This window comes from Rhizobium sp. AG855 (assembly GCF_003610655.1).
In the GTDB taxonomy this organism is placed as follows: Bacteria; Pseudomonadota; Alphaproteobacteria; order Rhizobiales; family Rhizobiaceae; genus Allorhizobium; species Allorhizobium wuzhouense.
The window spans coordinates 438,000-464,479 of sequence record NZ_RAQG01000004.1; the positions used below are offsets into that span (position 1 = coordinate 438,000).

The 26,480-nt window shown below is 63.4% G+C and carries 28 protein-coding genes; 9 read left to right on the top strand and 19 right to left on the bottom strand.

The genetic code is table 11. From position 1 onward, the window contains the following. Positions 1-6 precede the first annotated feature (6 nt). Positions 7-648, top strand: a complete 642-nt coding sequence (locus tag DFO46_RS18905) for a lysoplasmalogenase (protein WP_120278551.1) — start codon at positions 7-9, stop codon at positions 646-648. 7 nt (positions 649-655) lie between these two features. Here DFO46_RS18905 and DFO46_RS18910 read toward each other — a convergent pair whose 3' ends face one another. After that, positions 656-1,078 (bottom strand): cupin domain-containing protein, encoded by a 423-nt coding sequence (locus tag DFO46_RS18910; RefSeq protein ID WP_120278552.1) that lies wholly within the window; start codon positions 1,076-1,078, stop codon positions 656-658. Then, positions 1,078-1,848: a hydroxyacylglutathione hydrolase gene (gene gloB, locus DFO46_RS18915; RefSeq protein WP_120278553.1), complete on the bottom strand. Its 771-nt coding sequence runs from the start codon at positions 1,846-1,848 to the stop codon at positions 1,078-1,080. The genes DFO46_RS18910 and gloB overlap by 1 nt, the downstream gene beginning before the upstream one ends. A gap of 88 nt (positions 1,849-1,936) precedes the next feature. On the opposite strand from gloB, the gene DFO46_RS18920 reads away from it, so the two are divergent. Together DFO46_RS18920 and DFO46_RS18925 are read left to right on the top strand one after the other, a co-directional pair. After that, positions 1,937-2,689, top strand: a complete 753-nt coding sequence (locus DFO46_RS18920; RefSeq protein WP_110791101.1) for a class I SAM-dependent methyltransferase — start codon at positions 1,937-1,939, stop codon at positions 2,687-2,689. Positions 2,690-2,816: 127 nt separating this feature from the next. Next, on the top strand, positions 2,817-3,740 hold the full coding sequence (locus DFO46_RS18925) for a prephenate/arogenate dehydrogenase family protein (protein WP_120278554.1): 924 nt from the start codon (positions 2,817-2,819) through the stop codon (positions 3,738-3,740). Positions 3,741-3,860: 120 nt separating this feature from the next. Here DFO46_RS18925 and DFO46_RS18930 read toward each other — a convergent pair whose 3' ends face one another. Beyond that, the gene (locus DFO46_RS18930; RefSeq protein ID WP_120278555.1) at positions 3,861-4,874 is read right to left on the bottom strand and encodes a DUF2125 domain-containing protein; all 1,014 of its coding nucleotides are present in this window, start codon (positions 4,872-4,874) and stop codon (positions 3,861-3,863) included. 49 nt (positions 4,875-4,923) lie between these two features. On the opposite strand from DFO46_RS18930, the gene DFO46_RS18935 reads away from it, so the two are divergent. Continuing rightward, positions 4,924-5,457, top strand: a complete 534-nt coding sequence (locus DFO46_RS18935; RefSeq protein ID WP_120278641.1) for a gamma-glutamylcyclotransferase — start codon at positions 4,924-4,926, stop codon at positions 5,455-5,457. A gap of 12 nt (positions 5,458-5,469) precedes the next feature. Here the strand turns inward: DFO46_RS18935 and DFO46_RS18940 are convergent, their stop codons facing one another. The 4 genes from DFO46_RS18940 to ftsE form a co-directional block, all read right to left on the bottom strand. Then, a complete protein-coding gene (locus DFO46_RS18940; protein WP_110791098.1) occupies positions 5,470-6,252 on the bottom strand; it encodes a 1-acyl-sn-glycerol-3-phosphate acyltransferase in 783 nt (260 codons plus the stop codon). 77 nt (positions 6,253-6,329) lie between these two features. Next, entirely contained in the window at positions 6,330-7,040 is a 711-nt protein-coding gene (locus DFO46_RS18945) for a YdcF family protein (RefSeq protein ID WP_245422650.1), read from the bottom strand. 76 nt (positions 7,041-7,116) lie between these two features. Continuing rightward, complete coding sequence (locus DFO46_RS18950; protein WP_120278556.1) at positions 7,117-8,118, bottom strand: ABC transporter permease; 1,002 nt, start codon at positions 8,116-8,118, stop codon at positions 7,117-7,119. After that, positions 8,111-8,770 (bottom strand): cell division ATP-binding protein FtsE, encoded by a 660-nt coding sequence (gene ftsE / locus DFO46_RS18955; protein WP_165826207.1) that lies wholly within the window; start codon positions 8,768-8,770, stop codon positions 8,111-8,113. The genes DFO46_RS18950 and ftsE overlap by 8 nt, the downstream gene beginning before the upstream one ends. 201 nt (positions 8,771-8,971) lie before the next feature. Here ftsE and DFO46_RS18960 point away from each other — a divergent pair, with 201 nt between their 5' ends. The 3 genes from DFO46_RS18960 to DFO46_RS18970 all read left to right on the top strand — a co-directional run bounded on the left by DFO46_RS18960 (position 8,972) and on the right by DFO46_RS18970 (position 10,761). Then, on the top strand, positions 8,972-9,622 hold the full coding sequence (locus DFO46_RS18960) for a hypothetical protein (RefSeq protein WP_120278557.1): 651 nt from the start codon (positions 8,972-8,974) through the stop codon (positions 9,620-9,622). Between the two features lie 85 nt (positions 9,623-9,707). Next, positions 9,708-10,250 (top strand): hypoxanthine phosphoribosyltransferase, encoded by a 543-nt coding sequence (gene hpt, locus DFO46_RS18965; protein ID WP_120278558.1) that lies wholly within the window; start codon positions 9,708-9,710, stop codon positions 10,248-10,250. Between the two features lie 151 nt (positions 10,251-10,401). Further along, positions 10,402-10,761 (top strand): response regulator, encoded by a 360-nt coding sequence (locus tag DFO46_RS18970; RefSeq protein WP_110791094.1) that lies wholly within the window; start codon positions 10,402-10,404, stop codon positions 10,759-10,761. Between the two features lie 96 nt (positions 10,762-10,857). Here the strand turns inward: DFO46_RS18970 and DFO46_RS18975 are convergent, their stop codons facing one another. The 4 genes from DFO46_RS18975 to argH all read right to left on the bottom strand — a co-directional run bounded on the left by DFO46_RS18975 (position 10,858) and on the right by argH (position 16,638). Continuing rightward, on the bottom strand, positions 10,858-13,521 hold the full coding sequence (locus DFO46_RS18975) for a TIGR02302 family protein (RefSeq protein ID WP_120278559.1): 2,664 nt from the start codon (positions 13,519-13,521) through the stop codon (positions 10,858-10,860). A 133-nt stretch (positions 13,522-13,654) separates the two neighbouring features. Continuing rightward, a complete protein-coding gene (gene lysA, locus DFO46_RS18980) occupies positions 13,655-14,923 on the bottom strand; it encodes a diaminopimelate decarboxylase (RefSeq protein WP_120278560.1) in 1,269 nt (422 codons plus the stop codon). Positions 14,924-14,936: 13 nt separating this feature from the next. Continuing rightward, complete coding sequence (locus DFO46_RS18985; RefSeq protein WP_120278643.1) at positions 14,937-15,125, bottom strand: lipoprotein; 189 nt, start codon at positions 15,123-15,125, stop codon at positions 14,937-14,939. Positions 15,126-15,234: 109 nt separating this feature from the next. Beyond that, positions 15,235-16,638, bottom strand: a complete 1,404-nt coding sequence (argH, locus tag DFO46_RS18990) for an argininosuccinate lyase (RefSeq protein WP_120278561.1) — start codon at positions 16,636-16,638, stop codon at positions 15,235-15,237. A gap of 24 nt (positions 16,639-16,662) precedes the next feature. On the opposite strand from argH, the gene DFO46_RS18995 reads away from it, so the two are divergent. Next, a complete protein-coding gene (locus DFO46_RS18995) occupies positions 16,663-17,325 on the top strand; it encodes a TlpA disulfide reductase family protein (RefSeq protein WP_120278644.1) in 663 nt (220 codons plus the stop codon). A gap of 309 nt (positions 17,326-17,634) precedes the next feature. Here the strand turns inward: DFO46_RS18995 and DFO46_RS19000 are convergent, their stop codons facing one another. From DFO46_RS19000 to DFO46_RS19030, 7 genes are all read right to left on the bottom strand, one after another. Further along, on the bottom strand, positions 17,635-18,516 hold the full coding sequence (locus DFO46_RS19000) for a 3-hydroxybutyryl-CoA dehydrogenase (protein WP_110791088.1): 882 nt from the start codon (positions 18,514-18,516) through the stop codon (positions 17,635-17,637). A 141-nt stretch (positions 18,517-18,657) separates the two neighbouring features. Further along, entirely contained in the window at positions 18,658-19,587 is a 930-nt protein-coding gene (locus DFO46_RS19005; protein WP_120278562.1) for an electron transfer flavoprotein subunit alpha/FixB family protein, read from the bottom strand. A gap of 25 nt (positions 19,588-19,612) precedes the next feature. After that, positions 19,613-20,362, bottom strand: coding sequence for an electron transfer flavoprotein subunit beta/FixA family protein (locus tag DFO46_RS19010; RefSeq protein WP_120278563.1), 750 nt, complete (start codon positions 20,360-20,362; stop codon positions 19,613-19,615). A gap of 182 nt (positions 20,363-20,544) precedes the next feature. Further along, positions 20,545-21,426 carry a rhomboid family intramembrane serine protease gene (locus tag DFO46_RS19015; protein ID WP_120278564.1) on the bottom strand — a complete coding sequence of 294 codons (882 nt, stop codon included), beginning with the start codon at positions 21,424-21,426 and terminating at the stop codon, positions 20,545-20,547. Positions 21,427-22,962: 1,536 nt separating this feature from the next. Then, positions 22,963-23,541 (bottom strand): cob(I)yrinic acid a,c-diamide adenosyltransferase, encoded by a 579-nt coding sequence (locus DFO46_RS19020; protein ID WP_110791083.1) that lies wholly within the window; start codon positions 23,539-23,541, stop codon positions 22,963-22,965. Positions 23,542-23,545: 4 nt separating this feature from the next. Then, entirely contained in the window at positions 23,546-23,743 is a 198-nt protein-coding gene (locus DFO46_RS19025) for a twin transmembrane helix small protein (RefSeq protein WP_110791082.1), read from the bottom strand. Between the two features lie 30 nt (positions 23,744-23,773). Then, the gene (locus DFO46_RS19030; RefSeq protein WP_120278565.1) at positions 23,774-24,598 is read right to left on the bottom strand and encodes an SDR family oxidoreductase; all 825 of its coding nucleotides are present in this window, start codon (positions 24,596-24,598) and stop codon (positions 23,774-23,776) included. A 106-nt stretch (positions 24,599-24,704) separates the two neighbouring features. Here DFO46_RS19030 and DFO46_RS19035 point away from each other — a divergent pair, with 106 nt between their 5' ends. Then, positions 24,705-25,598 (top strand): YihY/virulence factor BrkB family protein, encoded by an 894-nt coding sequence (locus tag DFO46_RS19035; protein WP_110791080.1) that lies wholly within the window; start codon positions 24,705-24,707, stop codon positions 25,596-25,598. Here DFO46_RS19035 and gluQRS read toward each other — a convergent pair. After that, positions 25,569-26,465: a tRNA glutamyl-Q(34) synthetase GluQRS gene (gene gluQRS / locus DFO46_RS19040; RefSeq protein WP_120278566.1), complete on the bottom strand. Its 897-nt coding sequence runs from the start codon at positions 26,463-26,465 to the stop codon at positions 25,569-25,571. The two genes, DFO46_RS19035 and gluQRS, sit on opposite strands and share 30 nt — an antisense overlap. Positions 26,466-26,480 lie beyond the last annotated feature (15 nt).

The following is a 26,480-nucleotide window of genomic DNA, read 5'->3' on the forward strand; positions in this document are numbered from 1 at the left end:
GGTGCAATGGACAGTGCGACCGGCATTCTAGCGCTTTCGGTCGCACTCGGCGTCAGCTACCATTGGATCCTGTCGCGGGAGAAGACCCTGCTGCGCGCCGCCTGGAAGACGCTGCCGGTTACCCTTCTGGCGGTCTATGCCCTTGGCGTCGGCGCTCACCCCCTGCTTGTCGCCGCCTTGGTGTTCGGCGCGCTCGGCGATCTCTCGCTCGCGTTCGAAGGCGATCGAGCCTTTATCGGCGGTGTCACAGCCTTCCTTCTCTCGCATCTCGCCTATCTGGGTCTGCTCGCCGGTGTCACCGATCTTAGCCTGGTGCAGGCTGAACCCTGGCGCCTTGTCGGCGGACTGATCGTTGCCGGCATCACGGTGGGCGTGCTTGTGCGGATCTGGCGGCCGGCGGGTGTCATGGCCTGGCCCATCGCGATCTACGTCGTGGTTTTCATGGTTCTGGTCTGGATGACACTCGGGCTCGAAAATCCCTTCGTCTTCGTCGGGGCCGCGCTTTTCATTCTGTCCGACATCATCCTGAGCATCCGGAAATACTGGACGGGGCCAAACCACCCGATCGACGGGGTGGCCGCGCATGTGGTCTGGGTGACCTATTACGCCGCCCAGCTGATCCTCACACTCACCCTTGTCCGCGTCTGACGCGGTCTCAGCGGCCGGGTGCCCAGTCGGGCGGGGCCATTTCGAAGACGGAGAAGTTGAAGCCGGGTGCCACAGTGCAGCCAACCAGCGTATAGGCACCGAGGCTTTCGGCAGACTGCCATTCATCCGCCTCGATGATCGCCTGGGGCCGTTCGCCGGCGAGGATATCAGGGCCAAGCCGCACGGTCTCCTGCCTCACCCCGTCCTTCGAGCGGTGCAGGGCGAGTGCGGCGCCGGCGTAATAATGCCAGGCTTCCGAGGCATCGCGCACCCTGTGCCAATGCGAGCGCTCGCCGGCCTCCAGCAGATAGTAGATCGCCGTCGAATGGCCGCGCGGGCCACCATTCGCATCACGAAAGGTCTGGACATACCAGCCGCCCTCGGGATGGCGCTGCATGCCGAGGGCCTCGATGATGTCTTTTGCCTGCATCAGAAATTGTCCTTGCGCTTGCGGATCTCGGCGAAGACCTCGTCATTGGCCGCCGTTTCCATGCCGAGGTTCCGGCGGATGTCCGGATCGCCGGCCCGCAGGAAGGGATTGGTCTCCTTTTCCAGCCCGATCGTCGTCGGGATGGTGAAGTCGCCGCGCTTTCGCTGCGCCTCGATCACCTCGGCGCGCGTCTTCAGCCGCGTGTTGTCCGGGTCGATGGTCAGCGCGAAGCGGGCGTTGGAGAGGGTGTATTCGTGGCCGAAATAGACGATCGTCTCGTCGGGCAGCGCTGCCAGTTTCTGCAGCGAATGCCACATGTCCATGGCCGAGCGCTCGAAGAGCCGGCCGCAGCCGAGTGCAAACAGCGTGTCGGCGGCAAAGAGCAGCATGTCTTCGGGCAGATAATAGCAGATGTGACCCGCCGTGTGGCCCGGTGTCTCGATGACACGCACCGGATGGGTGCCGAACATGAACTCGGCACCATCGCTGACGGTGCGGTCGATGCCGGGAATGGCGACCGCTTCATTGAGCGGACCGATGATCTCGCAGCCATAGGCTTCCTTCAGCGCGAGGTTCGCCTCCACATGGTCGCCATGATGATGGGTGGTGAAGATATGGGTGATGGCCCAGCCTCGCTTCGCCGCCGCCGCCTGGATCGGCGCCAGTTCCGGCGCGTCGATGCAGGCCGTCAGCCCGGATTCCGGGCAGTGGAGCAGCACGCCGAAGTTGTCGCTTCGACACTGGAAGACCTCGATCTGCAGTGATTTCATTGTTGTACCGTTTCTTGTCCCGCCTCTTTGGCGCGAATGTAGCCTGTTGCGCCTTGAGTTCCAATCGCCGGCTGCTAACAATAAGTTCATGCATGTCGATATCGTCGATCTACGCCAGTTTTATTACACCATGCTCGGGCGTGTGGCGGAGCAGTCGATTGCACTGGCATTGTCGTCCGTCTGGGCCCGTCTGCCGCAGGAGCGCCTCGTCGGCCTTGGATACTGCATCCCCTTTCTTGAACGCTTTCGCGCCGATACCGAACGGACCATGGCCTTCATGCCGGCAGGCCAGGGTGCCGTGAACTGGCCCGTGGGCGAGCCGTCCGCCACCACGCTGGTCTTTGAAGAAGAACTGCCGCTGCCCGACAGTTCCGTCGACCGGGTGCTGATGGTGCACTCCCTGGAATTCGCCGAGAACCCGCGCGAGACATTGAAGGAAATCTGGCGGGTGCTGGCGCCCGGTGGACGCCTCGTCATCGTCGTGCCCAACCGGCGCGGTGTCTGGGCCCGCATGGAGCACACACCCTTCGGCTCGGGTCGACCCTATTCGCGCGGCCAGCTGACGGCGCTCTTGCGCGAGACCAATTTCACCCCCGGCGCCTCGGCCGAAGCGCTGTTCTTCCCACCGTCCAAGATCCGCGCGATCCTCCGGCTCCGGCGCGGCTTCGAACGGGTTGGACGCATCCTCTGGCCAGCCTTTTCCGGCGTCATCGTTGTCGAGGCGCAGAAGCGTCTCTATCAGGGCCTGCCAGTCGCCTCGCGCGCCTCACGCCGCGTCTTTGCGCCCGTGCTCGCGCCGCAGGGCATCCCGACGACGCGGAGCCGGCCGCCGCAGCCGTGACCGGCTCTGCGCAAGAGCCTCCCGTGCCCGCCCGCCTCGACAAACCGCCGTTTCCGCTTTATTGCCAGCGCGGTAAAGGACACCCGGTCGCCCCGTGTCCTCAAAGCGAATTCATGGAACTGCGCTGATGTCTGAAATCCTGTTTGACCGCATCGCCCTGATCGGTATCGGCCTGATCGGCTCCTCGATTGCCCGCGACATCAAGAAGCTCGGGCTCGCCCGCGATGTCGTCATCTCGACGCGCAGCGCCGAGACGCTGAAGCGCGCGGAGGAGCTGGACCTCGGCACGGCCTATACGACCTCGTCTGCAGATGCCGTGAAGGACGCCGATCTCGTGATCGTCTCCGTGCCCGTGGGAGCATCAGAGGTCGTCGCGCAGCAGATCGCCCCGCATCTGAAAGCCGGCGCGATCGTCACCGATGTCGGCTCGACCAAGGCCTCCGTCATCGCGCAGATGGCGCCGCATATGCCTGATAATGTCCATTTCATCCCCGGCCATCCGCTCGCCGGCACCGAAAAATCCGGCCCGGATGCCGGCTTCTCCGGCCTGTTCAAGGGGCGCTGGTGCATCTTTACGCCGCTGCCGGACACGGACCGCGCTGCGCTCGACCGGCTGAGTGCCTTCTGGATCGCGCTGGGCTCGATGATCGACGAAATGGAACCGCAGCACCACGACAAGGTGCTGGCGATCGTCTCGCACTTGCCGCATATCATCGCCTACAACATCGTCGGCACGGCCGATGACCTGGAAACGGTGACGGAATCGGAAGTCATCAAATACTCCGCCTCGGGTTTTCGCGACTTCACCCGTCTCGCCGCGTCCGATCCAACCATGTGGCGGGATGTCTGCCTGCACAACAAGGATGCGATCCTGGAAATGCTGGCGCGGTTTTCCGAAGATCTCGCCTATCTGCAGCGAGCGATCCGCTGGGGCGAGGGCGACAAGCTGTTCGAGCTTTTCTCCCGCACGCGCACGATCCGCCGCTCGATTGTCCAGGCGGGCCAGGACGTGGATTCCCCGGACTTCGGCCGCCACGCCCTCGACAAGTGATGCCTCTGTCGCTCCTGCTCAGAGCCATTCCAGCGAGAGTGGAGACCGGTTTCGCGCCCGGAATTGCTTGATAACAAAGAGATAGATCATTTCAGTGTTTCCGTGAAATACGGAAGTGATCTAAAGCGGTGGGAGCTGGCCGAGCGGAATGAAGCCGAGGGAAGCGACGCCGTTCTGGATGGTGATCTCGGCCGAGCCGTCGTCCTTGCCGAGCGTCAGAACCCGCAGCACCTTGGCGAGGTCGTCAAAGGTTTCTTGCTGGTCCGGATAGGCGGTTTTCAGGGTATCCCTCCAGGCGCGGATCTTTTCGATCTCCACCCGGATCGAGCCGGAAATCAGGCCGTCATTGCCCACGGAAAAGGGGCCGCGCAGAGTCAGCACCCGTCCTTCTCCCGCGTCGACCACCATGCGGCGCAGTTCGCCCTTGGTGCCATAGAGCTCCTGGCGATGGGCAAGGCGCGGATCGAGCAGGCCGCCCCGATCGGCAAAGGTCGCATCAATGCTCGCAGAGACCGGGGGCAGCGCAATCGCCGTTCCGTTGACAGCCACCACCGTATCGTTGATCAGCGCCGCATAGTCGAGATTGCCCTCGTTCTGGCGCACATGCGATTCCAGATGCGGGGTCGTCACTTCGATCTGCAGCCCCGTCACCGTCGAGGTCACCTTGGTCTTCAGATCCGTCCATTCCATCGAGCTGCGCTGCAGGCCTGAGAAACCGGCGCGGAAGCTTGCGCGCAGATCGCTCCATTCCAGCGTCGAATTGAAGCCGAGGGCAGAGCGGATTTCCGCCGGCCCGTCCATTTCCCAGACCACCTGACCTGGATTGTAGACCTGGGCGGCGGCGCGCACGGGACCGGATGAAGCGGATATGCCCTGGAAATTGTCGTCGAAGGACAGGCGGTCGCAGTTCAGCCGGAAGCGGGAGGGATAACCGCCCATGGTGGCATTTTCGCAATTGGCACTGACGCCTGCCGGATTTCCGCCGGAAAAGAAGCCTGTGATGCGGTTTCGCAAAAATTCGGCGGCAAAATGCCAGGCCACGCTATAGACAGCGATGAAGAGGACGATCAAAAGGCCGAGCAGCAGCACCTTGCGACTGGTCGGGCTTTGCGGCGCTGTCGACGGCACGGCCATGGAAGTCTCCTCGCTGCGAGTTTTTCTGTTTCTTGGATTGGCCTGCGATATGGACGAATTTTGGGTCTTTGGCTACGGCTCGCTGATGTGGAACCCGGGCTTTCCCTATGAGGAAAGGCTGACCGCTCGCCTCGGTGGATATCGCCGTTCGCTCTGCGTACGTTCCTATGTCCATCGCGGCACCCAGGAGCGGCCCGGCCTCGTGCTCGGCCTCGATCGCGGTGGCTCGTGCAAGGGCGTCGCGTTTCGCGTCTCTGCCCAGACCTGGCCCGAGACACTCGAATACCTGCGTGAGCGCGAACTGGTGACCAGCGTCTATCTCGAACGCTTCGTGCGTCTGGCGCTTGCCGACGGGCGCCAGGTCCAGGGGCTTACTTACGTCATCGACCGTGCACATCCACAGTATGCAGGCGCCGTCACGGTCGATGAGGCCGCGCGCGTCGTGCATGGCGCGGTCGGCCGCTCGGGTGCCAATCCGGTCTATGTCGCCAACACCGTCGAACACCTGCGCGAACTTGGCATTCGCGACCAGTGGCTCGAAAGCGTCGTTGCCGCTATCGCAACCCTCGACCAGCCCGGCTGACATCCAACTCGCTCAGGCCGCGCCCAGTTCCTTCAGCCGCTGCACTGCCGTTGGCGGCAGGGGCAGCTTCGGATTGTCGCGCGCCGTCTGCACCAGCAGTTCGTCGCTCGCCTGTTCCAGATCATGCAGCAGCTTGTCGTGGAAGGCGTCCGGGTCCATCCCCGGCTGGATCGCGGGCAGGATGCGCACGGTGAAATGGCCGGGGAAACGGAGGAACTTGCGCCGCGGCCAGAAGAGACCGGGATGCATGGCGACCGGCACCACGGGAACGTTCAGGTCGCGATAGAGGCGTGCGATCCCGTATTTGTATTCCGGCGGAGCGCCGGGCGGCCTGCGCGTGCCCTCGGGATAGATGATCAGCTGGCGTCCGGTCGCCATTTCCAGCTTGGTCCGCTCGATCACCTGAGCCATGACCTTGCCCTTGGCGCCGCGGTTGACGGGGATCATCCGCTGCTTGGCAATGTACCAGCCGAAGATCGGGATCCAGGTCAGCTCGCGCTTGAGGATGTAGACCGGGTCGTCCAGCCAGGGCAGCAGCGCATAGGTGTCCCAGAAGGACTGATGCTTCGGTGCCAGGATGTAGCCGCCCTTGGGAATGTTCTCGAGGCCCTCGACCGTGAAGGTCGTGCCGACGATCGTCTTCATCAGCCAGTGGTTGGCTTTCGCCCAGTTCTTCGGAATGAAGTAGGCACGCTTGCGCGGCAGCAGGAAGTAGATCGGCGACAGGACAATCATCCGGAGGATGAGATTGGCATAAAAGGCGGTGTTGAACAGGATGGAACGGAAGGCAATCATGAAGGGGCTCTCTCGACGTGCAGGTCGTGCTTAGACCAAAAGCGTCGCCAGCAAAAGCAGAAGAGCGCGAAGAGGCGTCAGGAGTTGCGGCCAGATTCGGTGATTTCGCCATCGGGCCGCAGTCCCTGATCGCGACTCCAGCCGGTGATGCCCCTGACATAGGCGATGATGGTCTTGCCGTATTCGAACAGCATGGTGCGCATGGCGTCCGGCTCGCTGTACCAGGCCCGTGTCTTCAGATCGGACGCAACGACCGGATAACCGACGAATTCCGTGCCGGGGTCGCTACGCCGCAGTTCCATGAGGCTGCGGGAAAGGTGATAGTTGCTGGTGACGACCAGCACCGAGCGATAGCCCTTGTCGCGGATCCACGATGCCGTCTCATTGGCGTTGCCGATCGTGTCGATCGCGGAGTAGCCGATGTCGACGCAGCAGTTGAAGATGTCAGGCGAGGCGCGGGTCGCGCGGCGGATCTGGCCCGCCGTCGTCCGCGGATTGACGCCTGAAATCAGCAGCCGCTTGCCGTAACCCCGCTTCAACAGGTCGATCGCCTGCTCGATCCGCTGATAGCCTCCGGTCAGGACGACGATCGCATCGGCCTTGGCGACCTCCGGCGGGCGCATATTGGTGACCTGATCGGCAAAGACGAGGAAGCCGGCGACAACCGCCGCAATCATCAGCAGGACCAGGATTCCGCCATAGCGCAGCACCCGCCGGATGATGCCACGGCGGGCAAATAGTCCGGTGTTCTGGCCGCGCAGGGGCTCGTTTTGCGTCATCCGGTCCATGCTCATCCACCGTGAATCGCCGGGATGTCCCACACCGAACAGGCGGCTTTAAGGCGAGTCAACACGCAATAATTCATCAGTCATCCAGCAGCCCGTCGGTGCGGGTCGGGTCCGAGCGGATGAGGTCGATTTCGTAGATCGTGCGCATGACCGTGATCCGCGCCGTGATCGTGGTCAAAAGGGCAATCACGATCATCGTCGCGAAGATGCCGAGATAGCCCGCCCAGCCGATGGTGAAGGTACCGAAGAGCGCCGTGGCCTGGTCGCTTTCGGGGGTGGCCAGCGACCGGCTCTGCCAGAAACTGGCGACGGCAAAGAGACCCGCTGCCAGCACGCCGCCGGCTGCCGCCCCCTTGAGGCTGATCTTCAGGAAGTGCTTCTGGAATTCCTGCGCCACGAAGCTTCCCTCGGCGCCGACGAAATGCAGGACCTCGATGATGTGGCGGTTGCCAGACAGCGCGCCGCGCGTCGCGAACACCACTGTCAGCACCATGGCGGTGAAGACGAGGATCAGCACGCCGGCGCCGATCATCACGGTCGTGCGGGCCATCTGCACCAGGCGGTTCACCCAGGTGCGGTGGTCGTCGAGAAAGGCCTGTGGCACTTCCTCTTTCAGCAGCGCACGCATCGCTTCGAAATCCGGCGGATTGCTCTCGTCGATGGTGACGACGATCAGCCGAGGCACCGGCAGGTCCTCGAGATTGAGGCCGGTGCCAAGCCAGGGCTCGAGCAGGCGTGCGGTCGCGCTGTCGTCCATGATCTGGCCGTCACGGGTGCCGACAAAGGTCAGCGCCAGATCGCGCGCCTTGACGAGTGCGGCGCCCATGTCCAGCCCGTCTTCGGGCTTGATCTGGATGGTGATCTCGCGAGAGATCTGGCTTTGCCAGCCGGTCGCGGTGGCGCGCACCATGGAGACGGCACCGAGCGTCAGGCAGGCGAGGAAGGCCATTATGGCAATCACCACCATCAGCGCATTGCCCTGGATATTAGAGGGCGGCAGGATCGGCGCGGTCGGCCTGACCGTCATCTCGACGCGGCGCTTCTGCTGCTTCGGCTCGGGCGGGGTCTGGTCATTCATAGATGTCGAGCCGCCCGTCGGTGAGGATCATGCGCCGCGCATCGACCTGGTCCATCAAGGCGAGATCATGGGTCGCGATGATCACGGCGGTTCCCAGCCGGTTGAGTTCGAGGAAGAGGCTGAGCAGGCGTCTCGCCATCGGTGGGTCGACATTGCCGGTCGGCTCGTCGGCCAGCAGGATTTCCGGCCGGTCGATCAGGGCGCGGGCAATCGCCACGCGCTGCTTCTCGCCGCCCGAGAGCACCGGCGGCAGCACGTTGATGCGCTCGCCAAGCCCGACCCATTTCAGAAGCTCGATCACATCCTGCTTGTAGCTCTGCTCTTCCTTGCCGCGCACCCTGAGCGGCAGCGCCACATTCTCATAGGTGGTGAGATGCTCCAGCAGTCTAAAATCCTGGAAGACGATGCCGACGCGGCGGCGCAGCATCGGAAGCTCGGCGCGGGGAATGCGGGTGATGTCGCGGCCGAAGCTGCGGATCAGTCCGCGCGTCGGCTGCAGCGACATGAACAGCAGGCGCAGCAGCGTCGTCTTGCCGGCGCCGGATGGGCCGGTCAGGAACTGGAACGAGCCTTTCGGTACGTCAAAGGTGACGTCGCGGAGAATCTCCGGTCCCATCCCATAACGCAGGCCGACATTTTCGAAGTGGATCAACGGCTGGGCCCAGTCTGACGTGTCTGAGGTCTGGGGCTCGTAAACGAGGATCGTCAACGGCCGGTAAACACATGCCGGGAAAGTTGCCCTCCAGGGGCGTCTTTCCGAAGCATTAACCATTTGAATTTACGTCTGGTGTGGATTCGTTTCAACCGCCGAGTTTCGGGGTGCCCGATTTTGGCTGTGCGAAAGGTCTAACCGATGCGTGCATTCCGTCATCAGTCGCAGGCTGCCACGCCCGAGGCGGATCTCCTGCCGCCGGACCGCGCGCGCCGCAAGTTCGACCGCAGCCCTTTCCCGTCCTCGACTGCCGAAGTGATCGACGCGCAATTCGTCGTTGTCCGGGAGGTGCGAAAGGACGCGCCGCCCACCCGCGTGGCCGGTAGCCCGTCTCCGGTTGCCGAGCTGCAGGCCCGCATCCGCACCGCCTTCGTCACCGTCGAAACCCGGCTGCAGCGCCTCTCCGACATGTCCTTCGCGCTGATCGTCGCCATCGCCTTCGTGTCGATCTTCTCGCTGGCCGGGCAGTTTGTCTTCGGCGGGTCGGTCCATCCCGAGCTTGAGGCCCGTCCGCTCGATCTCACCCATGTGAACCTCACCCCGCAGGACAAGAACGGCATGCGGGTGCTGCTGATCAGCGCCATCGTCGAAAACCGGACCGATCGTGAGGTCGCTCTGCCCCGCGTGCGTGCCGATCTTCTCGTCGGCGGCCAGGTGATTGCCAGCACCTATGTCGAGCCGCCGGTCGGCTTCCTCGAAGGCGGGCAAAGCCGCGGACTTGCCGCCCGGCTCCAGCATCCTGGGGGAAAAACGCCGGAACTCCGGCTTTCCTTCGAAGATGCGGGTGCCTGACGCATTCGACTGTGCTAAGGGCAGTGCCTTTCCGGCGGAGCTTGCCGGGTGAGGCCATTTCCGGCCCGGCATCAAGGAGACCGCCATGCCCGTCGTTCGCGGAAAGAACATCGAACCGCTTTTCACGCCCGAGCAGATTGACGCCCGCAATCGCGAACTGGCCACCGAGATCATGAAGGGTCCCTGCGACGACCTCCTGGTCATCTCGGTGCTGAAGGGCTCCTTCATCTTCGCCGCCGACCTCATTCGGGCGTTGCATCAGGTGGGCCTGGCGCCGGAGGTCGAATTCATCACCCTGTCCAGCTATGGCACAGGCACGGTGTCGCAGGGCGTCAAGATCATCAAGGACATCGATTCGGACGTGAAGGGCCGAAACGTGCTGCTGATCGACGATATTCTGGAGTCCGGCCGCACGCTGCTGTTCGCCAAGGAACTGATGTATCAGCGGGGTGCCGCAAATGTCACGATCGCCGTGCTCCTCGACAAGAAAGTGAAGCGAAAAGAACAATTTGAGGCAGATTACGTCGGCTTCGAATGCCCCGATTATTTCGTCGTCGGCTATGGCATGGATGTGGCCTATGCCTTCCGCGAACTGCCCTTTGTCGGTGTCGTCACCGGCGACGCCTGAGCCGTCCCAAAGTGCGACATCCTTCCTGATCGGGGAAGAGACTTGTTAACCATGGCGCCGGACTGATGGTCCGGCGTTTACCACTCGACAAGGAAAGTCTGGTGATTTGCCTGCCTGAACAGTGAATCCATGATGGAGGCAGATTTCAACCATGGCGAGAATTCTTATCACCGAAGACGAAGACTCGCTGCGTTCCTTCGTCGCTCGCGCCCTTCGCCTGGATGGCCATGAAACCCATGAGGCCGCCGATGGCGCCGAGGGTCTGGAGAAACTCGCCGAGGCGGATTACGATCTCCTCCTCTCGGATATCCGCATGCCCGTCATGGACGGCATCGAGCTTGCCCACCGCGCCTCGTCCGATTTCCCCGACATGAAGATCCTGCTGATGACCGGCTATGCCGAACAGCGCGAACGGGCCGATGATCTCGCCTTGAAGATCGTGGACGTGGTCTCGAAACCCTTCGCGCTTCCGGATATCCGCAGCGCCGTCGCCCGGGCCCTTGCCGGCTGAGTTCTTTCGAAACGATCGACACGCTGAGCGCCGCCTCGTCCATGACGCAGGCGGCATTCTGTTGACGGTAACGGGGCAAGCGCCCCGTTCTTTCCCTCACTGAATATCCAGCAACCGCTCCAGATAGCGCCGCTCGATCTCCGGGCTTGCGTTCTGGCCAAGTTTCTCGCGGATCGCCTCCAGGATTTCGCGGGCGCGCTGCACGTCGATCTCGTCGGGCACCTTCACCCGCTCACCGAAGTCAGGGCCATTGGTGGCGCGCGGGCGGCCGAGCGGATCGCGGCCGTCCTGGTTGCCCTGACCCTGGCCCGTCTGCTGTCCCTGACCCTGCTGGCCCTGCATGGCCTGCATCATCTGGTTCATCATGTCGCGCGCGCCCTGGCGCAGCGCTTCCATGGCGCGGCCCTGGCCCTGCACGGCGCGGTCGCCCTGGCTCTTGCCGAGCGCTTCGCCCGCACCTTGCATTTCCTGCTGGGCCTCGCCAAAGCCCTTGCCGGGCTTCATGCCCAGGCCTTTCAGGCCCTCCTGCAATTTGCCGAGCTCCTTGCCGAGGCCTTCCTGCTGCTGGCGCAACTGGCGCAGCGCGTCGCGCAGCTGGTCCGCCGTCATGCCGTCGAGGCCCTGCTGACCCTGTTGGCCTTGCTCGCCCTGCTGTCCCTGCTGACCGGGATCCTGCTGTTGGCCCTCGGCGCCTTCCTCTCCCTGCTGCGGGTCGCCGCGCTGCATGCGGTCGCGCAAGGCCTGGTCGAGGCGGAAGGTCTCGTCCATCAGCTGTTGCTGCTGCTGCATGATCTCGCCGAGCTTGTCGATCTGGCGGCGGGCTTCGCTGTTTTCCTGCTGCTGGCCCTGCTGCGGACGCCCGGCCTGGAGATTGTTCATCATGCGCTGCAATTCGGACAAGAGTTGCTGCGCCTGATCGCGATTGCCGGAGCGGGCAAGGTTTTCCAGCTGGTCGAGCAGGTTGTCGAGGTCCTTCTGGCGCAGCATGTTCTGCGCATTCTGCTGCGGTTCGCCCTGCTGGTTCGGCATACGCTCGGCCAGTGCCGTCATGAACTCCTGCATGGCGGCGCGCAGCTCGTCCATCAGCTTCTTGATCTCTGCGTCCGTCGCACCGTTTTGCAGCGCGTCCGCCAGCGCCTGCTGGGCGTCGCGCAGCCGGCGTTCAGCGAGCGACAGGTCACCATCCTCGATGCCGAGCGCGATTTCCCAGAGATAGTCCGCCGTGTCCTTCAGCGCCTCCTCGCCCTTGGCCAGCGCCATGCGGGCGCGGGCGCTCTCGATCAGAATGAAATGGCCGAGATTGGGAATGGTCTCGTCGGCGCGGATGACCAGCGCTTCATTGAGCGCAATCGCCTGCGGCATGTCGCGGGTGTCGAGCGCAAAGGTCTGGCGCTGTTCGGCAACGGCCCCCGCCAGCGGCTCGGCAAAATTTCGCGAAGGCAGCACCATTTCGACCGGCTCGCTGCGGCCGGTCTGGCCGGCACCGTCGGTTGCCACCAGCGTGATCTTCACCTTGCTGCCAGCGAGTGGATGTTCGGTGATGTTGCGGCTGGCGACGCTCTTCATCTCGCGCGCATTGTGGCGCGGCAGATCGAGCTTGTAGTCTGGAAGCGGATAGAGTGGCGTGGCGCCAGGTTTTTCCTCGACCGGCGTGATCTCCGCATGGGCCTTTTGCAGGCCGTAGTCGTCCTTGGCGGTAAACGCGATCTCCAGCGCCCCGTTCAGCGCCCGGCGCGGTTTGCCGTCAAAGGCGATCTCGGGCGCCTTGTCCGGCGTCACGCCGATCGTCCATTGCCGGTCGGCGACACGCAGCTGGCCGGCTTCGGCGAGGTTCAGTTCGTGTGTGCGAGCGGTGGGCGGAGCAGGGGGCGTGCCGGGCGGCGCAGACGCCGTCGGCGGAGCTCCCGGTGCCGGTGTCGTTGCCGCACCATCTGCGCTGGATGCCTTGGCATCGCTGGCCGCAACCTCTGTCACCGCGCCGTCGCTCTGCTTAACGAACAGCACCTTCTCATCACTTGCGCCGCCGCTGATGCGCACGGTCATCTTCGAATTCTGCGGCACCACGAGGCCAGCCGTCTGCGTGCCCAGTCCCGACAGGAAGATCGGCGGCTGGCCGGTATAGGCCGGCGGAGTGATCCAGGCATCGATGCGGATTGCCGGCTGCTCGCTCTCGGGCACATGGCGACGGAAGGCATCGGCAATGGTCCCGGCGCCGTTTGAGCCGGAATAGGCCAGCGCCGTGACGAAGAGCAGCGCCGGTATGGCGCGCAGCGCGTAGCGGTCGTAACGGGCGATATCGGGCTGCGGCAGGCCCGTGTCGAGGGCTGCAATGCGCTCGGCCATGCGGCGCTGGTGCTCCTGCCACAGCGCGCGGGCAAAGGGCGTGTCGGCGGCAAGCCCATCATCCTGCACGGCCACCGGCTGGTGGGGCAGGCCGTTACGCTCTTCCAGAAGCCTGTCGGCCTCGCGGGCGGTTGGCCATGACAGCCGGAAGAAGGGCAGGAAGGAGGCAACGAAAGCGAAGACGAGCAGGAAGACCAGGCCGAGGCGCACCACCTCCGGCAGTTCGCGGAAGACGCCGAACCAGGCGAGCGAAACGAAGAGGGCTGCAATGCCGGCGACCGGCAGAAACAGCGGCAGCACGCGCTCGGCCAGCAGGACGGTCCTTGCCAGAACGCGTTTGGCTCCGACGCGGCGCGCCAGAGCGGGGTCGTTCTTCAAAGCGCCTTTCCTTTGGCCGGCCGGGCGGGAAAAGATCATCCGTCTGGTCTCCGAGAGCGCCGCCGACATGTCGGGGCTCGTGACATCAGAAGATAGCAGTCTTTGTGGCGAAGACGAGGGGACGCGCCCCTTGCGGGGGCGTTTTCCCGTCTCATCGCTCGATTGTGAAGGATCAGGCCAGCCAGTCGGGCACGGAATCCAGCGCGATCAGGTCCTCGTAGCTCGGCCGCTTGCGAATCACGTGGAATTCGCCGCCCTTTACCAGCACTTCGGGAACAAGCCGGCGGGTGTTGTAGGTGCCGGCCTGGACCGCACCATATGCGCCGGCCGAGCCAACGGCGATGAGGTCGCCCGGCTTCGGCTTCGACATTTCGCGGTCAAGCGCCAGATAGTCGCCGGTCTCGCAGACGGGGCCAACGACATCGGCCTTGATGCGCGGGGCGTTTGCCGCCTGCAGCACCACCGGCTTCACCTCGTGATAGGCCTCATAGAGTGTCGGGCGGATCAGGTCGTTCATCGCGGCATCGACGATGACGAAGGTCTTGTCGCCGCCATCCTTCACATAGATGACCTCGGTCACAAGGATGCCGGCATTGCCGACGATCAGGCGGCCGGGCTCCGTGACGATGCGGCAGTTGAGGCTTGCCAGCTGGTCCTTGACGATCCTGGCATAAGCATCCGGTTCCGGGGGCGGGTTGTTGTCGTCCTTGTAGGGAATGCCGAGGCCACCACCGACATCGACATGGTCGATCGAATGGCCGTCGGCGCGCAGGTTCTCGACCAGTTCGCGCAGCAGACGGAAGGCGTCCTCAAAGGGCTGCAGATCGGTGATCTGGCTGCCGATATGCATGTCGATGCCGGAGACCTGGATGCCCTCAAGCGTCGCAGCGCGAGCGTAGACGGCACGCGCCCGCTCGTAGGAAATGCCGAACTTGTTTTCCTTCTTGCCGGTCGAAATCTTGGCATGGGTCTTGGCGTCGACATCAGGATTGATGCGGAAGGAGACATGCGCCTTTTTGCCGGCCTTGATGGCGCGCTGGTTCAGCACTTCCAATTCCGGCTCGCTCTCGACGTTGAAGCAGTAGATGCCGGCTTCAAGGCCTAAATCCATCTCGCTCGGCGTCTTGCCGACGCCTGAAAACATGATGCGGCTTGCCGGAATGCCGGCTGCGAGTGCCCGGCGGAGTTCGCCTTCCGAGACCACGTCGACACCCGCACCCAGTTGCCCGAGCGTCTTCAGCACCGCCTGGTTGGAATTGGCCTTCATCGCATAACAGACCAGCGCATCGACGCCGTCGAACGCCTGGGCGAAGACCTTGTAGTGCCGCTCCAGCGTCGCGGTCGAATAGCAGTAGAAGGGCGTGCCGACGCTGCGGGCAATCTCGGGGATGGCCACGTCTTCGGCGTGGAGTACGCCGTCGCGAAAGTCGAAATGGTTCACGGCAAAAGACCTGTTACAGAAGCGGATCGAGGAGGAAAGGCTTGTCCGCCACGGGCGTCACCTTGCTGTCGCGCTTGTTCTGCTGGTCAACCGGCGTGCTCGGCAGGTCGAGGTCGCCCTTGCGGCCGCAGCCCGTCATGACCAGCATGCCGACCATGAGCAGAGAGAGCGCGATCGTCGGAGATTTCAGCGTTTTGAACATGACCCAGTCCATCGAAATGTTGTTCCTCTAGGCTCTAGCGAAAAAAGGGGCGCTTGTGCACCCCTGATCTCGTGATGTGTCCTGCAAGTGGCCGTGATCGGTCACCCGATCAGTTGCGCGCCCGCCACCAGGCGATCTGCTTCCTGACTTCCGACGGTGCCGTGCCGCCAAAGCTCTTGCGGCTGGCGACGGAGGCCTCGACGGTCAACACGTTGAAGACGTCTGCGGTGATCGCCGCATTGATGCCCTGCAGCTCTTCCAGCGAAAGCTCTGCGAGATCGCAGCCCTTCTTCTCCGCCAGTGCTACGGCATGGCCCGTCGCGTGATGGGCGTCGCGGAAGGGAAGGCCTGCTTCGCGCACCAGCCAGTCTGCGAGATCGGTTGCGGTCGAATAACCCGAGCCGGCGGCTGCCTTCATCTTGTCGGTGCGGATGGTCATGTCGGTGACCATGCCGGTCATGGCGGCAATCGCGAGTTCCAGGCTTTCGGCCGCGTCGAAGACCTGTTCCTTGTCTTCCTGCATATCCTTGGAATAGGCGAGCGGCAGGCCCTTCATGACGGTCAAGAGCGCAATCAGCGAGCCGTTGATGCGGCCGGTCTTGGCGCGCACCAGTTCGGCCGCATCCGGGTTCTTCTTCTGCGGCATGATCGAGGAGCCGGTCGAAAACGCGTCCGACAGGCGGATGAAGCCGAATTGCGGCGTCGACCATATGACGATTTCTTCGGCCAGGCGCGACAGGTGCACGGCTGCAATCGAGGCAATCGACAGGAATTCCAGCGCGAAGTCGCGGTCCGAAACAGTGTCGATCGAGTTGCGGGTCGGCTCGCGGAAGCCGAGCGCCTTGGCCGTCATGTGGCGATCGATCGGATAGCCGGTGCCGGCGAGCGCTGCCGCCCCGATCGGGCTTTCGTCCAGATGCTCAATGGCATGGCGTACGCGCTGGCGGTCACGGCCGAACATCTCGACATAGGCCATGCAGTGGTGACCAAAGGTCACCGGCTGCGCCGTCTGGAGATGGGTAAAGCCCGGCATGACGGTGTCGGCATGTTCGTCGGCGCGGTTGAGGAAGGCCGCGATCAGGCCTGACATAGCCTGTTCCGTCTTCTGCAGTTCTTCCTTCACCCAGAGACGGAAATCGAGCGCAACCTGGTCGTTGCGCGAACGGGCGGTGTGCAGCCGGCCGGCAGCCGGGCCGATCAGGTCGGCAAGGCGCGCCTCGATATTCATATGGATGTCTTCGAGCTTGCGCGAGAAGACGAAATTGCCAGCCTCGATCTCTGACAGGATCGTGTCCAGGCCGTGAAGGATCTTGTCTTTATCTTCGGCCGAGATGATGCCTTGGTGCGCCAGCATGGTCGCATGCGCCTTTGAGCCGCGGATATCCTGGGCATAAAGCTTCTTGTCGAAACCGATGGAGGCATTTATCTCCTCCATGATCGCCGATGGCCCGGAGGCGAAGCGACCGCCCCACATCTTGTTGGAGGATTTGGTGTCCTTAGAGTCCTCGGCCATGGAATGCCCGTCCTGGAGAATGACATGACAGAAAAGAAACCCTCGGGTCTCTTCCCCACCAAGCTGGTTGCGATTGCGGCGGTTGCCGGCATCGTCGCCGGCGCGGCTGCGGTATACGTGAGAGAGACCACGTCTGGCAATGCCGAGACGGCCCAGAATGCCACGCCCTGCGCCGGTTCGCTCGGCCAGGCGCGGGCGCTCGAACCCTTCTTCAAGGGCGATGTCGCCGCCATGGTGCCGGTCGATGCAGCGCAGGCGGTCGAGGGTCTCACCTTCACCGACGCATCCGGCAAGGCGATGAGCACCGCCGACTTCGCCGGCAAGACCACGCTGATCAACCTCTGGGCCACCTGGTGTGTACCGTGTCGCGAAGAAATGCCCGCCCTCAACGGGTTGCAGAAGGCGCTCGGCAGCGACCGCTTCCAGGTCGTCGCGATCAACATCGACACCGGCGACGCGGAAAAGCCGAAAGCCTTCCTCAGCGAGACCGGCGTCGATGCGCTCGGCTTCTACCGCGATGCCTCGATGGGCGTGTTCAACACCCTGAAAAAACAGGGCCTCGCCTTCGGCCTGCCGGTCACCCTGCTCGTCAATGACAAGGGCTGCCTGCTCGGCCACATGAACGGCCCGGCTGCCTGGGATGGCCCGGATGCCCGTGCGCTGGTCACGGCGGCGCGGGGAGTCTGAGCGCGCCTCTAGACGACAGCTCAGGTTGCGATATTCTCTCTCCGGTTGTGCGGTGAAAGCAGACGCGTTTTGCCAGGCGCATCGGAGAGGATCGGCCACTCCGACCAGGGCGAAGGCCTCGCCGTACAACTGGAGTGTGAGCTATGTGGCCAAAACCATTTAGCATCACGTTTACGATACGGAAAACCCGCACGGGCTGGCAGGCTAGCGTGCGGGTCACATTCCTTAAGTAAATAGAGGGGCGGGCGAAAGCTCGCCTCTCACTCCATCACTATAGTCGCAAATGGCCGGGTCAGCAAGGCGATCCGCTCAGCGGGTCGGTACCGGCACTTCGCCGCGATAGTCGTAGAAGCCGCGGCCGGACTTGCGACCCAGCCAGCCGGCCTCGACATATTTGACCAGCAGCGGGCAGGGGCGGTATTTCGAATCGGCCAGTCCGTCATGCAGCACCTGCATGATCGACAGACAGGTATCGAGGCCAATGAAATCGGCAAGCTGCAGCGGACCCATCGGATGGTTTGCGCCGAGCTTCATCGCCGTATCGATCGCCTCGACGGAACCCACGCCTTCATAAAGCGTGTAGATCGCCTCGTTGATCATCGGCAGCAGGATGCGGTTGACGATGAAGGCGGGGAAGTCTTCGGCGACCGTGATCGTCTTGTCGAGCGAGGAGACGAAGGTTTTTGCCGTCTTGAAGGTGGTCTCGTCGGTCGCGATGCCGCGCACCAGCTCGACCAGCTTCATCACCGGCACCGGGTTCATGAAATGGATGCCCATGAAGCGTTCCGGCCGGTCGGTGGCAGACGCCAGGCGGGTAATGGACAGCGACGAGGTGTTCGTCGCAATCAAGGCCTCGGGCTTCAGGACGGGGCAGACGGTGGCGAAAATCTTGCGCTTGACGCTTTCGTCCTCGGTCGCAGCCTCGATGACGAGATCGGCGGGCGCCAGGTCGTTGACATCTGCGGAGCCTGAAATCAGCGCCAGCGCCTCCTTGCGCTGTTCGTCTGTGATCTTGCCGTTGGTCACCTGGCGGGCGAGATTGCCGTTGATCGTGGCCAGCCCCGCTTCGATACGCTCCTTGGACAGATCATAGATGGTGACCTTGTAGCCGGCAGCGGCGGAGACCTGTGCGATGCCGCAGCCCATCTGGCCGGCACCCACAACACCCACATTGCTGATCTTGTCCGTCATCGTCTCGCTCCTCACCCGTTCCAGTCTTCACCCAAGAAAATGGCACCCAAGAAAATGCCGGGCCCGCTTATCGCGGACCCGGCTGATTGATAGACCGCAAACCAGTCTTTGACCAGTCCTTTCGCAGCTGCGAGATGGCGCTCAGAGCGCCTTCTCGAGCTCCGGCAGGGCTTCGAAGATGTCGGCCACGAGGCCATAATCGGCGACCTGGAAGATCGGGGCTTCCTCGTCCTTGTTGATCGCGACGATCACCTTCGAATCCTTCATGCCGGCCAGATGCTGGATCGCGCCGGAGATGCCGCAGGCGATGTAGAGCTGCGGGGCGACGACCTTGCCGGTCTGGCCAACCTGCCAGTCGTTCGGGGCGTAGCCGGCATCGACGGCCGCGCGGGAGGCACCAACGGCAGCACCCAGCTTGTCGGCGACGGGCAGGATCACTTCCTTGAACTTTTCCGAGGAGCCGAGCGCGCGGCCGCCGGAGATGATGATCTTGGCCGAGGCCAGTTCCGGGCGGTCGGACGACGACAGCGCGTCGGAGACATGGCTGGAAACGCCGGGGTTGGCAGCGGCCGAGACGGTCTCGACGGCAGCCGAGCCACCTTCGCCGGCAGCCGTGAAGGAGGCGGTGCGCACCGTGATGACCTTCTTGGCATCGGTCGACTGCACCGTCTGGATGGCATTGCCGGCATAGATTGGACGCTTGAAGGTGTCGGTGGAGACCACTTCGGTGATTTCCGAAACCTGCATCACGTCGAGCAGGGCCGCAACACGCGGCATGACATTCTTGCCGACCGAGGTCGCGGGCGCGATGATCGTGTCGTAGGAAGCGGCCAGCGAGACGATCAGCGTTGCCAGCGGTTCTGCCAGGTTGTTGCCGAGCGACGCGTCGTCGGCGAGCAGCACCTTGGAGACGCCTGCAAGCTTGGCAGCCGCGTCTGCGGCAGCCTTGGCGCCGGCGCCGGCCACCAGCACTGCCACATCGCCGCCGATCTTGGTCGCGGCCGTCAGGGTCTTCGCGGTCTGTTCGGAGACGGTCGCGTTGTCGTGTTCTGCGAGAAGAAGAATAGCCATTTTATGTTTCTCCTGTCCGTTCCGCTTACAATACGCCGGCTTCGTTCTTGAGCTTGTCGACAAGCTCTGCCACCGACTTCACCTTGATGCCCGCCTTGCGGCCACCCGGCTCCTCGGTCTTCAGAACCTTGAGGCGCGGCGCAACATCGACGCCGAAGTCGGCCGGCGTCTTCTTGTCGAGCGGCTTCTTCTTGGCCTTCATGATGTTCGGCAGCGAGGCATAACGCGGTTCGTTCAGGCGCAGGTCGGTGGTGACGATGGCCGGCAGCTTGACCTCGATCGTCTGCAGGCCGCCGTCGACTTCGCGGGTCACGGTCGCCTTGTCGGCGCCGAGGTCCAGCTTGGAGGCGAAGGTCGCCTGACCCCAGCCCATCAGGGCTGCCAGCATCTGGCCGGTCTGGTTCGAATCGTCGTCGATCGCCTGCTTGCCGACGATGACGAGGCCCGGAGCTTCCGCTTCCACCACGCCCTTCAGGAGCTTGGCAACGGCGAGCGGCTCAACCGTCTCGTCGGTTTCGATCAGGATGCCGCGGTCGGCGCCCATGGCGAGTGCGGTGCGGATGGTTTCCTCGGCCTTGGCCGGGCCGATCGACACGACGACCACTTCCTCCGCCTTGCCGGCCTCTTTCAGGCGCAGGGCTTCTTCGACGGAGATCTCGTCGAAGGGGTTCATGGACATCTTGACGTTGGCGAGTTCGACGCCGGAACCATCTGGCTTGACGCGGATCTTGACGTTGTAATCCACAACCCGCTTGACTGGGACGAGTATCTTCATGGGTTCCTTCCTTCAAATCTTCCGCCGGAAAATGCGCTCAAGCGCGCTCCGCCGTTTGTCGATTGGCGACATCGATACGCATTTTTCGTCCAAACACAACGCTTGAACCCGAATGCTTCGCTCTTGCAACAGGAATAATTGACGTTGACGTTCACGTCAACAAGCGCATCCGCGACGGAAGGTCATCGGCCCCAATGCGGAACCCTGCGCCCAACCACTCCGGGAGAGGGCGTCCCGCCCGCCTCCGCATCGGCTTCGGCCGTGTTGGCTGGGCGGGTTCCGCCCGCGCCGGGCTGCGCCGGCTGGGGGCGCTGACCCCAGGGGCCGGCCATGAAACCATCGACCGGCCGCGCCCTATGCTCGACCGCCCTCGGGGTGACGATGCTGCGGTCGAACAGCGGCACGCCTGGACGTCGTAAAACGATCACCAGCAAGGCACCCGCCAGGATCCCGCCGACATGGGCGCCCCAGGAGACATTGCTGTCTGCGTCGATGACAAGCATGACGAATTGCTGGCCGATCCAGAACAGGAGCGGAATGAAGGCCGGCAGCGGCAGGGGAAAGCGCATCAGCACCAGAACCCAGACCCTGACCTTGGGATGCAGCATGACATAGGCGGCCACCACGCCGGAGACCGCCCCGGAGGCCCCGATCAGCGGCGCCTGGCTCGTCGGCGCCACCAGGCCATGGACGAGGGCGCCGGCTGCCGCACAGGCGAGATAGAAAAACAGAAACTTGAAATGCCCCATGGCGTCCTCGACATTGTCGCCGAAAACCCAGAGGAACAGCATGTTCGAGCCGAGATGCAGCCAGCTGCCATGCAGGAAGGCATAGGTGATATATGTCGCCCCCTCCGGCACCAGTGTGAGCGAGGGATCGAGCGTCGCGCCGCCCAGCAGGATCGCCGGAATGAAGCCGAGGCCATAGACCCCCAGTTCATAGGCCGCATCCGGCACGACACTCGCCAGCGCATAAGAGATCACATTGGCCGCAATCAGCCCCAGCGTCACATACTGCCGCCGGATATGCTTCAGCGCGTTTCGGTCATGCAGGGGAATGAACATCACGCCTCGTCGGGGTTTGGGTCGGGAGAAGTTAGCGCAGGATTGGATGCGGGGACATGGGGCAGCAGGCGACCGGCGGTTTTCGCCTCTCCCCTTTGTGGGAGAGGTTACAAAATCGAGGGCTTAGCCCGCTCAGGGCTAAACTTCAGATTTTGTTGGTGAGGGGATCGGTTTCGTTGCCGCGACATAACCGACCCCCTCACTTGCGATTTCCGATGTTTAGCCGTGGCTTGCTCTCGCCTAATTCCTCTCAGAGCCTTCGCGCGGCGTCGCGCTCAGGCCTCCGTTCGCTGAAATCGATTCACTGGATCGATTTCTGGCCTTCGGCCACCGCTCCGAAGTCTCCCCCACCAAGGGGGGCATGGAGCCCGAGATTGGCTTGTGTCTGGATCCTCGGGTCAAGCCCGAGGATGACGACCTCTCGGGGAGATAGGGGTATCCTCCGCAGACGTTATCCGCAGACGTATCCGGTGAAGACAGTAGCGGAGGATACCAGTCGCTCCCCCACACTCCGTCATCCTCGGGCTTGACCCGAGGATCCAGACACAAGCCTTCCGAGGCCAGACGGTCACGCCAGACAGCGCCATTCCCCGGAAAAAAAAGGGGGATGAATTCCAAACATTTCCCAACAAAATCAAACCCCGGCACATTTTTTCATCCCCCACCCTTTTTCCTGTTTTAGACTCAACCCCGTCCCGCCCTCGGATACACCTGACGATGCGATGTCAGGCGAGGCGGGGCCGGCGCCGGGGGCGAGTGCTGTCGCAGGCACAGACCCCCGGCCCGCTGCAACGGTCTCCCTCCGGACGAAGGGCTTGACGAGGGTGATGGGGTCGGATGCCCCAAAGCCTGGATACCCTGATCGGAAGGACGTGCCTCAGAGGCACACAGACAAGGCGCCCGCGCTGTCGCGAACACCCAGACAGCGGGGCGGAGAAAACGGCGGGGATGACGGCCTGAGCCGCAAATGGCCAGACGATCATCCCCCGGGCGAGGGTCCCGGTCGGAATGGTGCACCATCCGGCGGGAACCTCCCGGGCCACCGGCCAGGCTGAAGCGTCATCTCGTGTGATGCCGCAGCCGGACCCGCGCCCGGTCATCCTCGGTCCTCGGGTCAAGCCCGAGGATGACGAGGACCGTCGCCGCCTTGCCAGAGAGACGCATGCAGCGGGAATAGACGCCGAACGGGGCGCCGGAAGGAGCCACATATACTACTTAGACAGGTTGCTTCTGGCGCCTCGTCCGAGACAAGCATGCCCACACCCGGAGGGAGAGATCCCGACCGGCGGCGAAGCTTGGGTTTTTTGACATTGAGATATCCCCTCACCCTGAGGTGCCGGGCAACGCCCGGCCTCGAAGGGCGAGGCTACCAGCGCCACCCCTCATGCTGAGGTGGGAGCGAAGCGACATCAGAAGCACGAGGCCACCAGTGCAGGATGCTTCGAGGCCCGCGCTTGACGCGGGCACCTCAGCATGAGGGAGCCGAGACACAAGCGCGGAGCCCATCTCCCCGCAAGCGCGGAGATACCTCGCCGCCTACCTATTCTTCCCCGGCACCCACAAGATATCCGCCTTCCCGCCATCATTGGCATGCCGCGCCGCGACAAACAGAAAATCCGAGAGACGGTTCACATATTTCAGCGCCGGCTCGCCCACCTCCTCGCCGTCGAAGCGGGAGAGTTCGACCATGATGCGTTCGGCACGCCGCGCCGTGGTGCGGGCGAGGTGCAGATAGGCGGCGGCCGGCGTGCCGCCGGGCAGGATGAAGGATTTCAAGGGATCGAGATCGGCGTTGAGCTGGTCGATTTCCTTCTCGATCCGGTCGACCTGCGCCTCGATCACGCGCAGCGGTTCATAGGTCAGCACTTCCCCGGTTTCGGGGGCGGCCAGATCGGCGCCGAGGTCGAAGAGGTCGTTCTGGATGCGCAACAGCATGGCGTCCAGCTCCGGCATGTCAGCCGTGTGCAACCGGGCGATGCCGATTGCCGAATTGGTCTCGTCGATCGTGCCATAGGCGTCGACGCGCAGGTCGTGCTTCAGTCGGCGCGGGCCGGTGACCAGTGCCGTGGTGCCGTCGTCGCCGGTACGGGTGTAGATCTTGTTGAGCTTGACCATGGGGTCAGCGTCCTCCGCCGGTCAGCCAGAGCGTCAGCATGATCAGCGCAATCGCGATCGCCTGCAGCACGATGCGGGCTTGCATCAGCTTGTTGGAGGTGTTGCCGTCGCCGCCCTTCATCATGTTGAAGAGGCCTCTGACGAGGACGAGGGCGACAAGCCCCATGACGATGATGGCGAGGACATAGGTGAATGTGGACATGAGTTCGGATGAGCCTTTGTTCGTCGCCGGTCAGTCCAGCGAGCGCATCAGTCGATAGAAGAGATCTGCCGGCAGCCAGCGCTTGATGAGCGCGCCCTGTTTCGCCGGCTTGGTCACGAGATAATGTGGGCGGGCACGCTTGGCGGTCAAGGCGTGGATGAGGACTTTGTAGACGGCCTCTGGCCCCAGTTTGTGGCGGTTGATCGGCCCTGTGCCATCAAGTCGCGCCAGTTGCCGACGGTAGTCCACGGCATGGACGGAGTTTTCCAGGTCGATCGCCTCACGGATATGGGCGAGCGCATTGGCGGTGAAGCGGCTTTCGATCGGGCCGGGTTCGATCAGGCTCACCTGGACGCCCGACCCTTCGAGCTCCATCCGGAGCGTCAGCGACAGCCCTTCCAGCGCGAATTTCGATGCCGTATAGGCGCCGCGCCAGCGATAGGGCACGATCCCGAGGATCGAGGAACATTGCACGATGCGGCCTTCTCCTTGTGCCCGCATGGCCGGGATCACCCGACGCGTCAGATCATGCCAGCCGAACAGATTCGTCTCGAACTGGGCGCGGAGCGCCTCGGTCGGCAGGTCTTCGACAGCACCCGGCTGGCCATAGGCGCCGTTGTTGAACAGCGCATCGAGCCTTCCGCCGGTGCGCTCGAAGACGGTTGCGACCAGGGCCTCGATGCTGGCAGGATCGGTGTAATCCATGATCAGGGTTTCGATGCCCTGATCGGCCAAGGGCGCGACATGCTCCGCCTTGCGCACCGTCGCAAAGACCCGCCAGCCGTCGTGCTTCAAGGCTTGGGCACAATAGGCGCCAATGCCGGAGGAGCAGCCCGTGACGATGATGCTTTTCACCTTCGACCTCGTCTTTCCCTATACAAACGGGGATGGGTTTCCCATATTCGCCCGCAGCTTACAATCGGACTTGTCGCAATCGCACTTGTTCGTCAGAGGAGACTGGATGCCGTCATTCTTTCGCAGGCTCTACAAGGTCACATTCGACGCCCTCTGGCATTTCACGCTGGATGACGGCTGGGCCATGGCAAGCCATGTGGCGCTCTCGGCGATCCTGGCGCTCTTTCCCTTCCTGATCTTCGGCACGGCGCTGGCGAGTTTTCTCGGCGCCGACCAGTTTGCCGAGACCGCCGTGCACCTGATCTTCGACACCTGGCCGGAGACCATTGCCAAGCCGCTATCCGACCAGGTCGTGCAGGTCTTGACCATCCCGCGTGGCGGGCTGTTGACGGTATCGGTTCTCGCGGCTGCCTATTTCGCCTCGAACGGCGTCGAGGCGCTCAGGATCTCGCTCAACCGGGCCTATCGCGTCGTCGAGACGCGGCCCTGGTACGTCACCCGGCTGGTCAGCTTCGGCTTCGTGCTGGGGGCGGTCATCGTGCTGGCATTGATCAGCCTGCTTCTCGTCGCGGTTCCCGTGGCGCTTGCCTTTGCCGAGCGCTATTTCCCGCTTCTCAAGAATTTCCTGCTGACGGTGGCAAACTGGCGCATCTATGGCACCGTTGCTTTCCTGGTGGTCGGCCTGATGGTGTTTCATCTCGGCCTGCCGGATGGTCGCCGGCGGGTCATCGACGTTTTGCCCGGCGTGCTGCTGACCCTGGTTCTGTGGCTCGTCGGCGCGCTGGTATTCGGTTACTACCTCGGCACATTTGCCAATTATGCCGCCACCTATGCCGGTCTCGCCTCGATCATGGTTGTGCTGGTCTTCCTCTACATGGTCAGCGCCATCTTCATCATCGGAGCCGAGTTCAATGCGGCGCTGATGAAGTTCCAGGTGGTGCCGGTGAAGGGCCAGCCGAATATCGGGATCTCAAATCCCGACCAGGGCGCGGATATCTGAAGGCGTCTTGCCCTCGGCGCGAAGGGCTGCCAGCGCCGTGTCGCCGGCGCTCTTCGACAGCTTGCGGCCGTCGGCTCCAAGGATCAGTCGGTGGTGATGGTAGACAGGCTGCGGCAGGCCGAGAAGGTGCTGCAGCAGGCGATGCACCGAGGTCGCGTGGAAGAGGTCGAGACCGCGCACCACGTGGGTTACGCCCTGCGCCGCGTCATCCACGGTGACAGCCAGGTGGTAGCTCGCAGGCGCGTCCGAGCGCCACAGCACCACATCGCCCCAGGCGGCGGGATCGGCTGATATTTCGCCCCGGTCCCCGTCGCCGGTTTCCGTCCAGGTGAGCGGATGCCCGGCCGCAGCCAGCGCCTTTGCCATGTCGAGCCGAAGCGCGTGGCGCTCGGTGGTCGCCAGTTTTTCCGCCCGCTCTTCGGATGACAGGCCACGCTCTTCGGTTGGATAGAGCGGCGCACCATCGGGATCGCGGGGCCATCTGCCGCCGTTTTCCTCGGCTGCTGCGACCCTCGCCTTCACCTCGCCGCGCGTGAGGAATGAGGGATAGACGAGACCCCTGGCGATCAACGTGTCGAGAGCGGTACGATATTGGTCGAAATGCTCCGACTGGCGGCGCACGGGGCGTTCGTAGGCCAGGCCCAGCCAATCGAGATCGTCGTAGATCGCCTGCTCCAGCGCCTGATTGCAGCGGGTGAGATCGATATCCTCGATGCGCAGCAGCAGCCGGCCCTTCGCCTCCGCTGCCATCTCGGCATTCACCAGGGCCGAGAGGGCATGGCCGAGATGCAGCCGGCCGTTCGGGCTCGGTGCAAAGCGGAAGACGGGGGTTTGACGGGGCGGTGCGGTCATGATTTTCCTTCGCATGAGACGCAGACGAGG

Coding starts and splice junctions, on each gene's coding strand:
- DFO46_RS18985 (WP_120278643.1), bottom strand. CDS start 15,125: ATGTTCAAAACGCTGAAATCTCCGACGATCGCGCTCTCTCTGCTCATG.
- DFO46_RS18925 (WP_120278554.1), top strand. CDS start 2,817: ATGTCTGAAATCCTGTTTGACCGCATCGCCCTGATCGGTATCGGCCTG.
- DFO46_RS19025 (WP_110791082.1), bottom strand. CDS start 23,743: ATGTCCACATTCACCTATGTCCTCGCCATCATCGTCATGGGGCTTGTC.
- DFO46_RS18970 (WP_110791094.1), top strand. CDS start 10,402: ATGGCGAGAATTCTTATCACCGAAGACGAAGACTCGCTGCGTTCCTTC.
- DFO46_RS18935 (WP_120278641.1), top strand. CDS start 4,924: ATGGACGAATTTTGGGTCTTTGGCTACGGCTCGCTGATGTGGAACCCG.
- DFO46_RS18940 (WP_110791098.1), bottom strand. CDS start 6,252: ATGATTGCCTTCCGTTCCATCCTGTTCAACACCGCCTTTTATGCCAAT.
- argH (WP_120278561.1), bottom strand. CDS start 16,638: ATGGCCGAGGACTCTAAGGACACCAAATCCTCCAACAAGATGTGGGGC.
- DFO46_RS19020 (WP_110791083.1), bottom strand. CDS start 23,541: ATGGTCAAGCTCAACAAGATCTACACCCGTACCGGCGACGACGGCACC.
- DFO46_RS18945 (WP_245422650.1), bottom strand. CDS start 7,040: ATGGACCGGATGACGCAAAACGAGCCCCTGCGCGGCCAGAACACCGGA.
- DFO46_RS18950 (WP_120278556.1), bottom strand. CDS start 8,118: ATGAATGACCAGACCCCGCCCGAGCCGAAGCAGCAGAAGCGCCGCGTC.
- DFO46_RS18920 (WP_110791101.1), top strand. CDS start 1,937: ATGCATGTCGATATCGTCGATCTACGCCAGTTTTATTACACCATGCTC.
- DFO46_RS19000 (WP_110791088.1), bottom strand. CDS start 18,516: ATGACGGACAAGATCAGCAATGTGGGTGTTGTGGGTGCCGGCCAGATG.
- hpt (WP_120278558.1), top strand. CDS start 9,708: ATGCCCGTCGTTCGCGGAAAGAACATCGAACCGCTTTTCACGCCCGAG.
- DFO46_RS18995 (WP_120278644.1), top strand. CDS start 16,663: ATGACAGAAAAGAAACCCTCGGGTCTCTTCCCCACCAAGCTGGTTGCG.
- DFO46_RS18930 (WP_120278555.1), bottom strand. CDS start 4,874: ATGGCCGTGCCGTCGACAGCGCCGCAAAGCCCGACCAGTCGCAAGGTG.
- DFO46_RS18960 (WP_120278557.1), top strand. CDS start 8,972: ATGCGTGCATTCCGTCATCAGTCGCAGGCTGCCACGCCCGAGGCGGAT.
- DFO46_RS19010 (WP_120278563.1), bottom strand. CDS start 20,362: ATGAAGATACTCGTCCCAGTCAAGCGGGTTGTGGATTACAACGTCAAG.
- DFO46_RS19015 (WP_120278564.1), bottom strand. CDS start 21,426: ATGTTCATTCCCCTGCATGACCGAAACGCGCTGAAGCATATCCGGCGG.
- gloB (WP_120278553.1), bottom strand. CDS start 1,848: ATGAAATCACTGCAGATCGAGGTCTTCCAGTGTCGAAGCGACAACTTC.
- DFO46_RS18905 (WP_120278551.1), top strand. CDS start 7: ATGGACAGTGCGACCGGCATTCTAGCGCTTTCGGTCGCACTCGGCGTC.
- DFO46_RS18975 (WP_120278559.1), bottom strand. CDS start 13,521: ATGATCTTTTCCCGCCCGGCCGGCCAAAGGAAAGGCGCTTTGAAGAAC.
- gluQRS (WP_120278566.1), bottom strand. CDS start 26,465: ATGCGAAGGAAAATCATGACCGCACCGCCCCGTCAAACCCCCGTCTTC.
- DFO46_RS19005 (WP_120278562.1), bottom strand. CDS start 19,587: ATGGCTATTCTTCTTCTCGCAGAACACGACAACGCGACCGTCTCCGAA.
- DFO46_RS18910 (WP_120278552.1), bottom strand. CDS start 1,078: ATGCAGGCAAAAGACATCATCGAGGCCCTCGGCATGCAGCGCCATCCC.
- DFO46_RS19035 (WP_110791080.1), top strand. CDS start 24,705: ATGCCGTCATTCTTTCGCAGGCTCTACAAGGTCACATTCGACGCCCTC.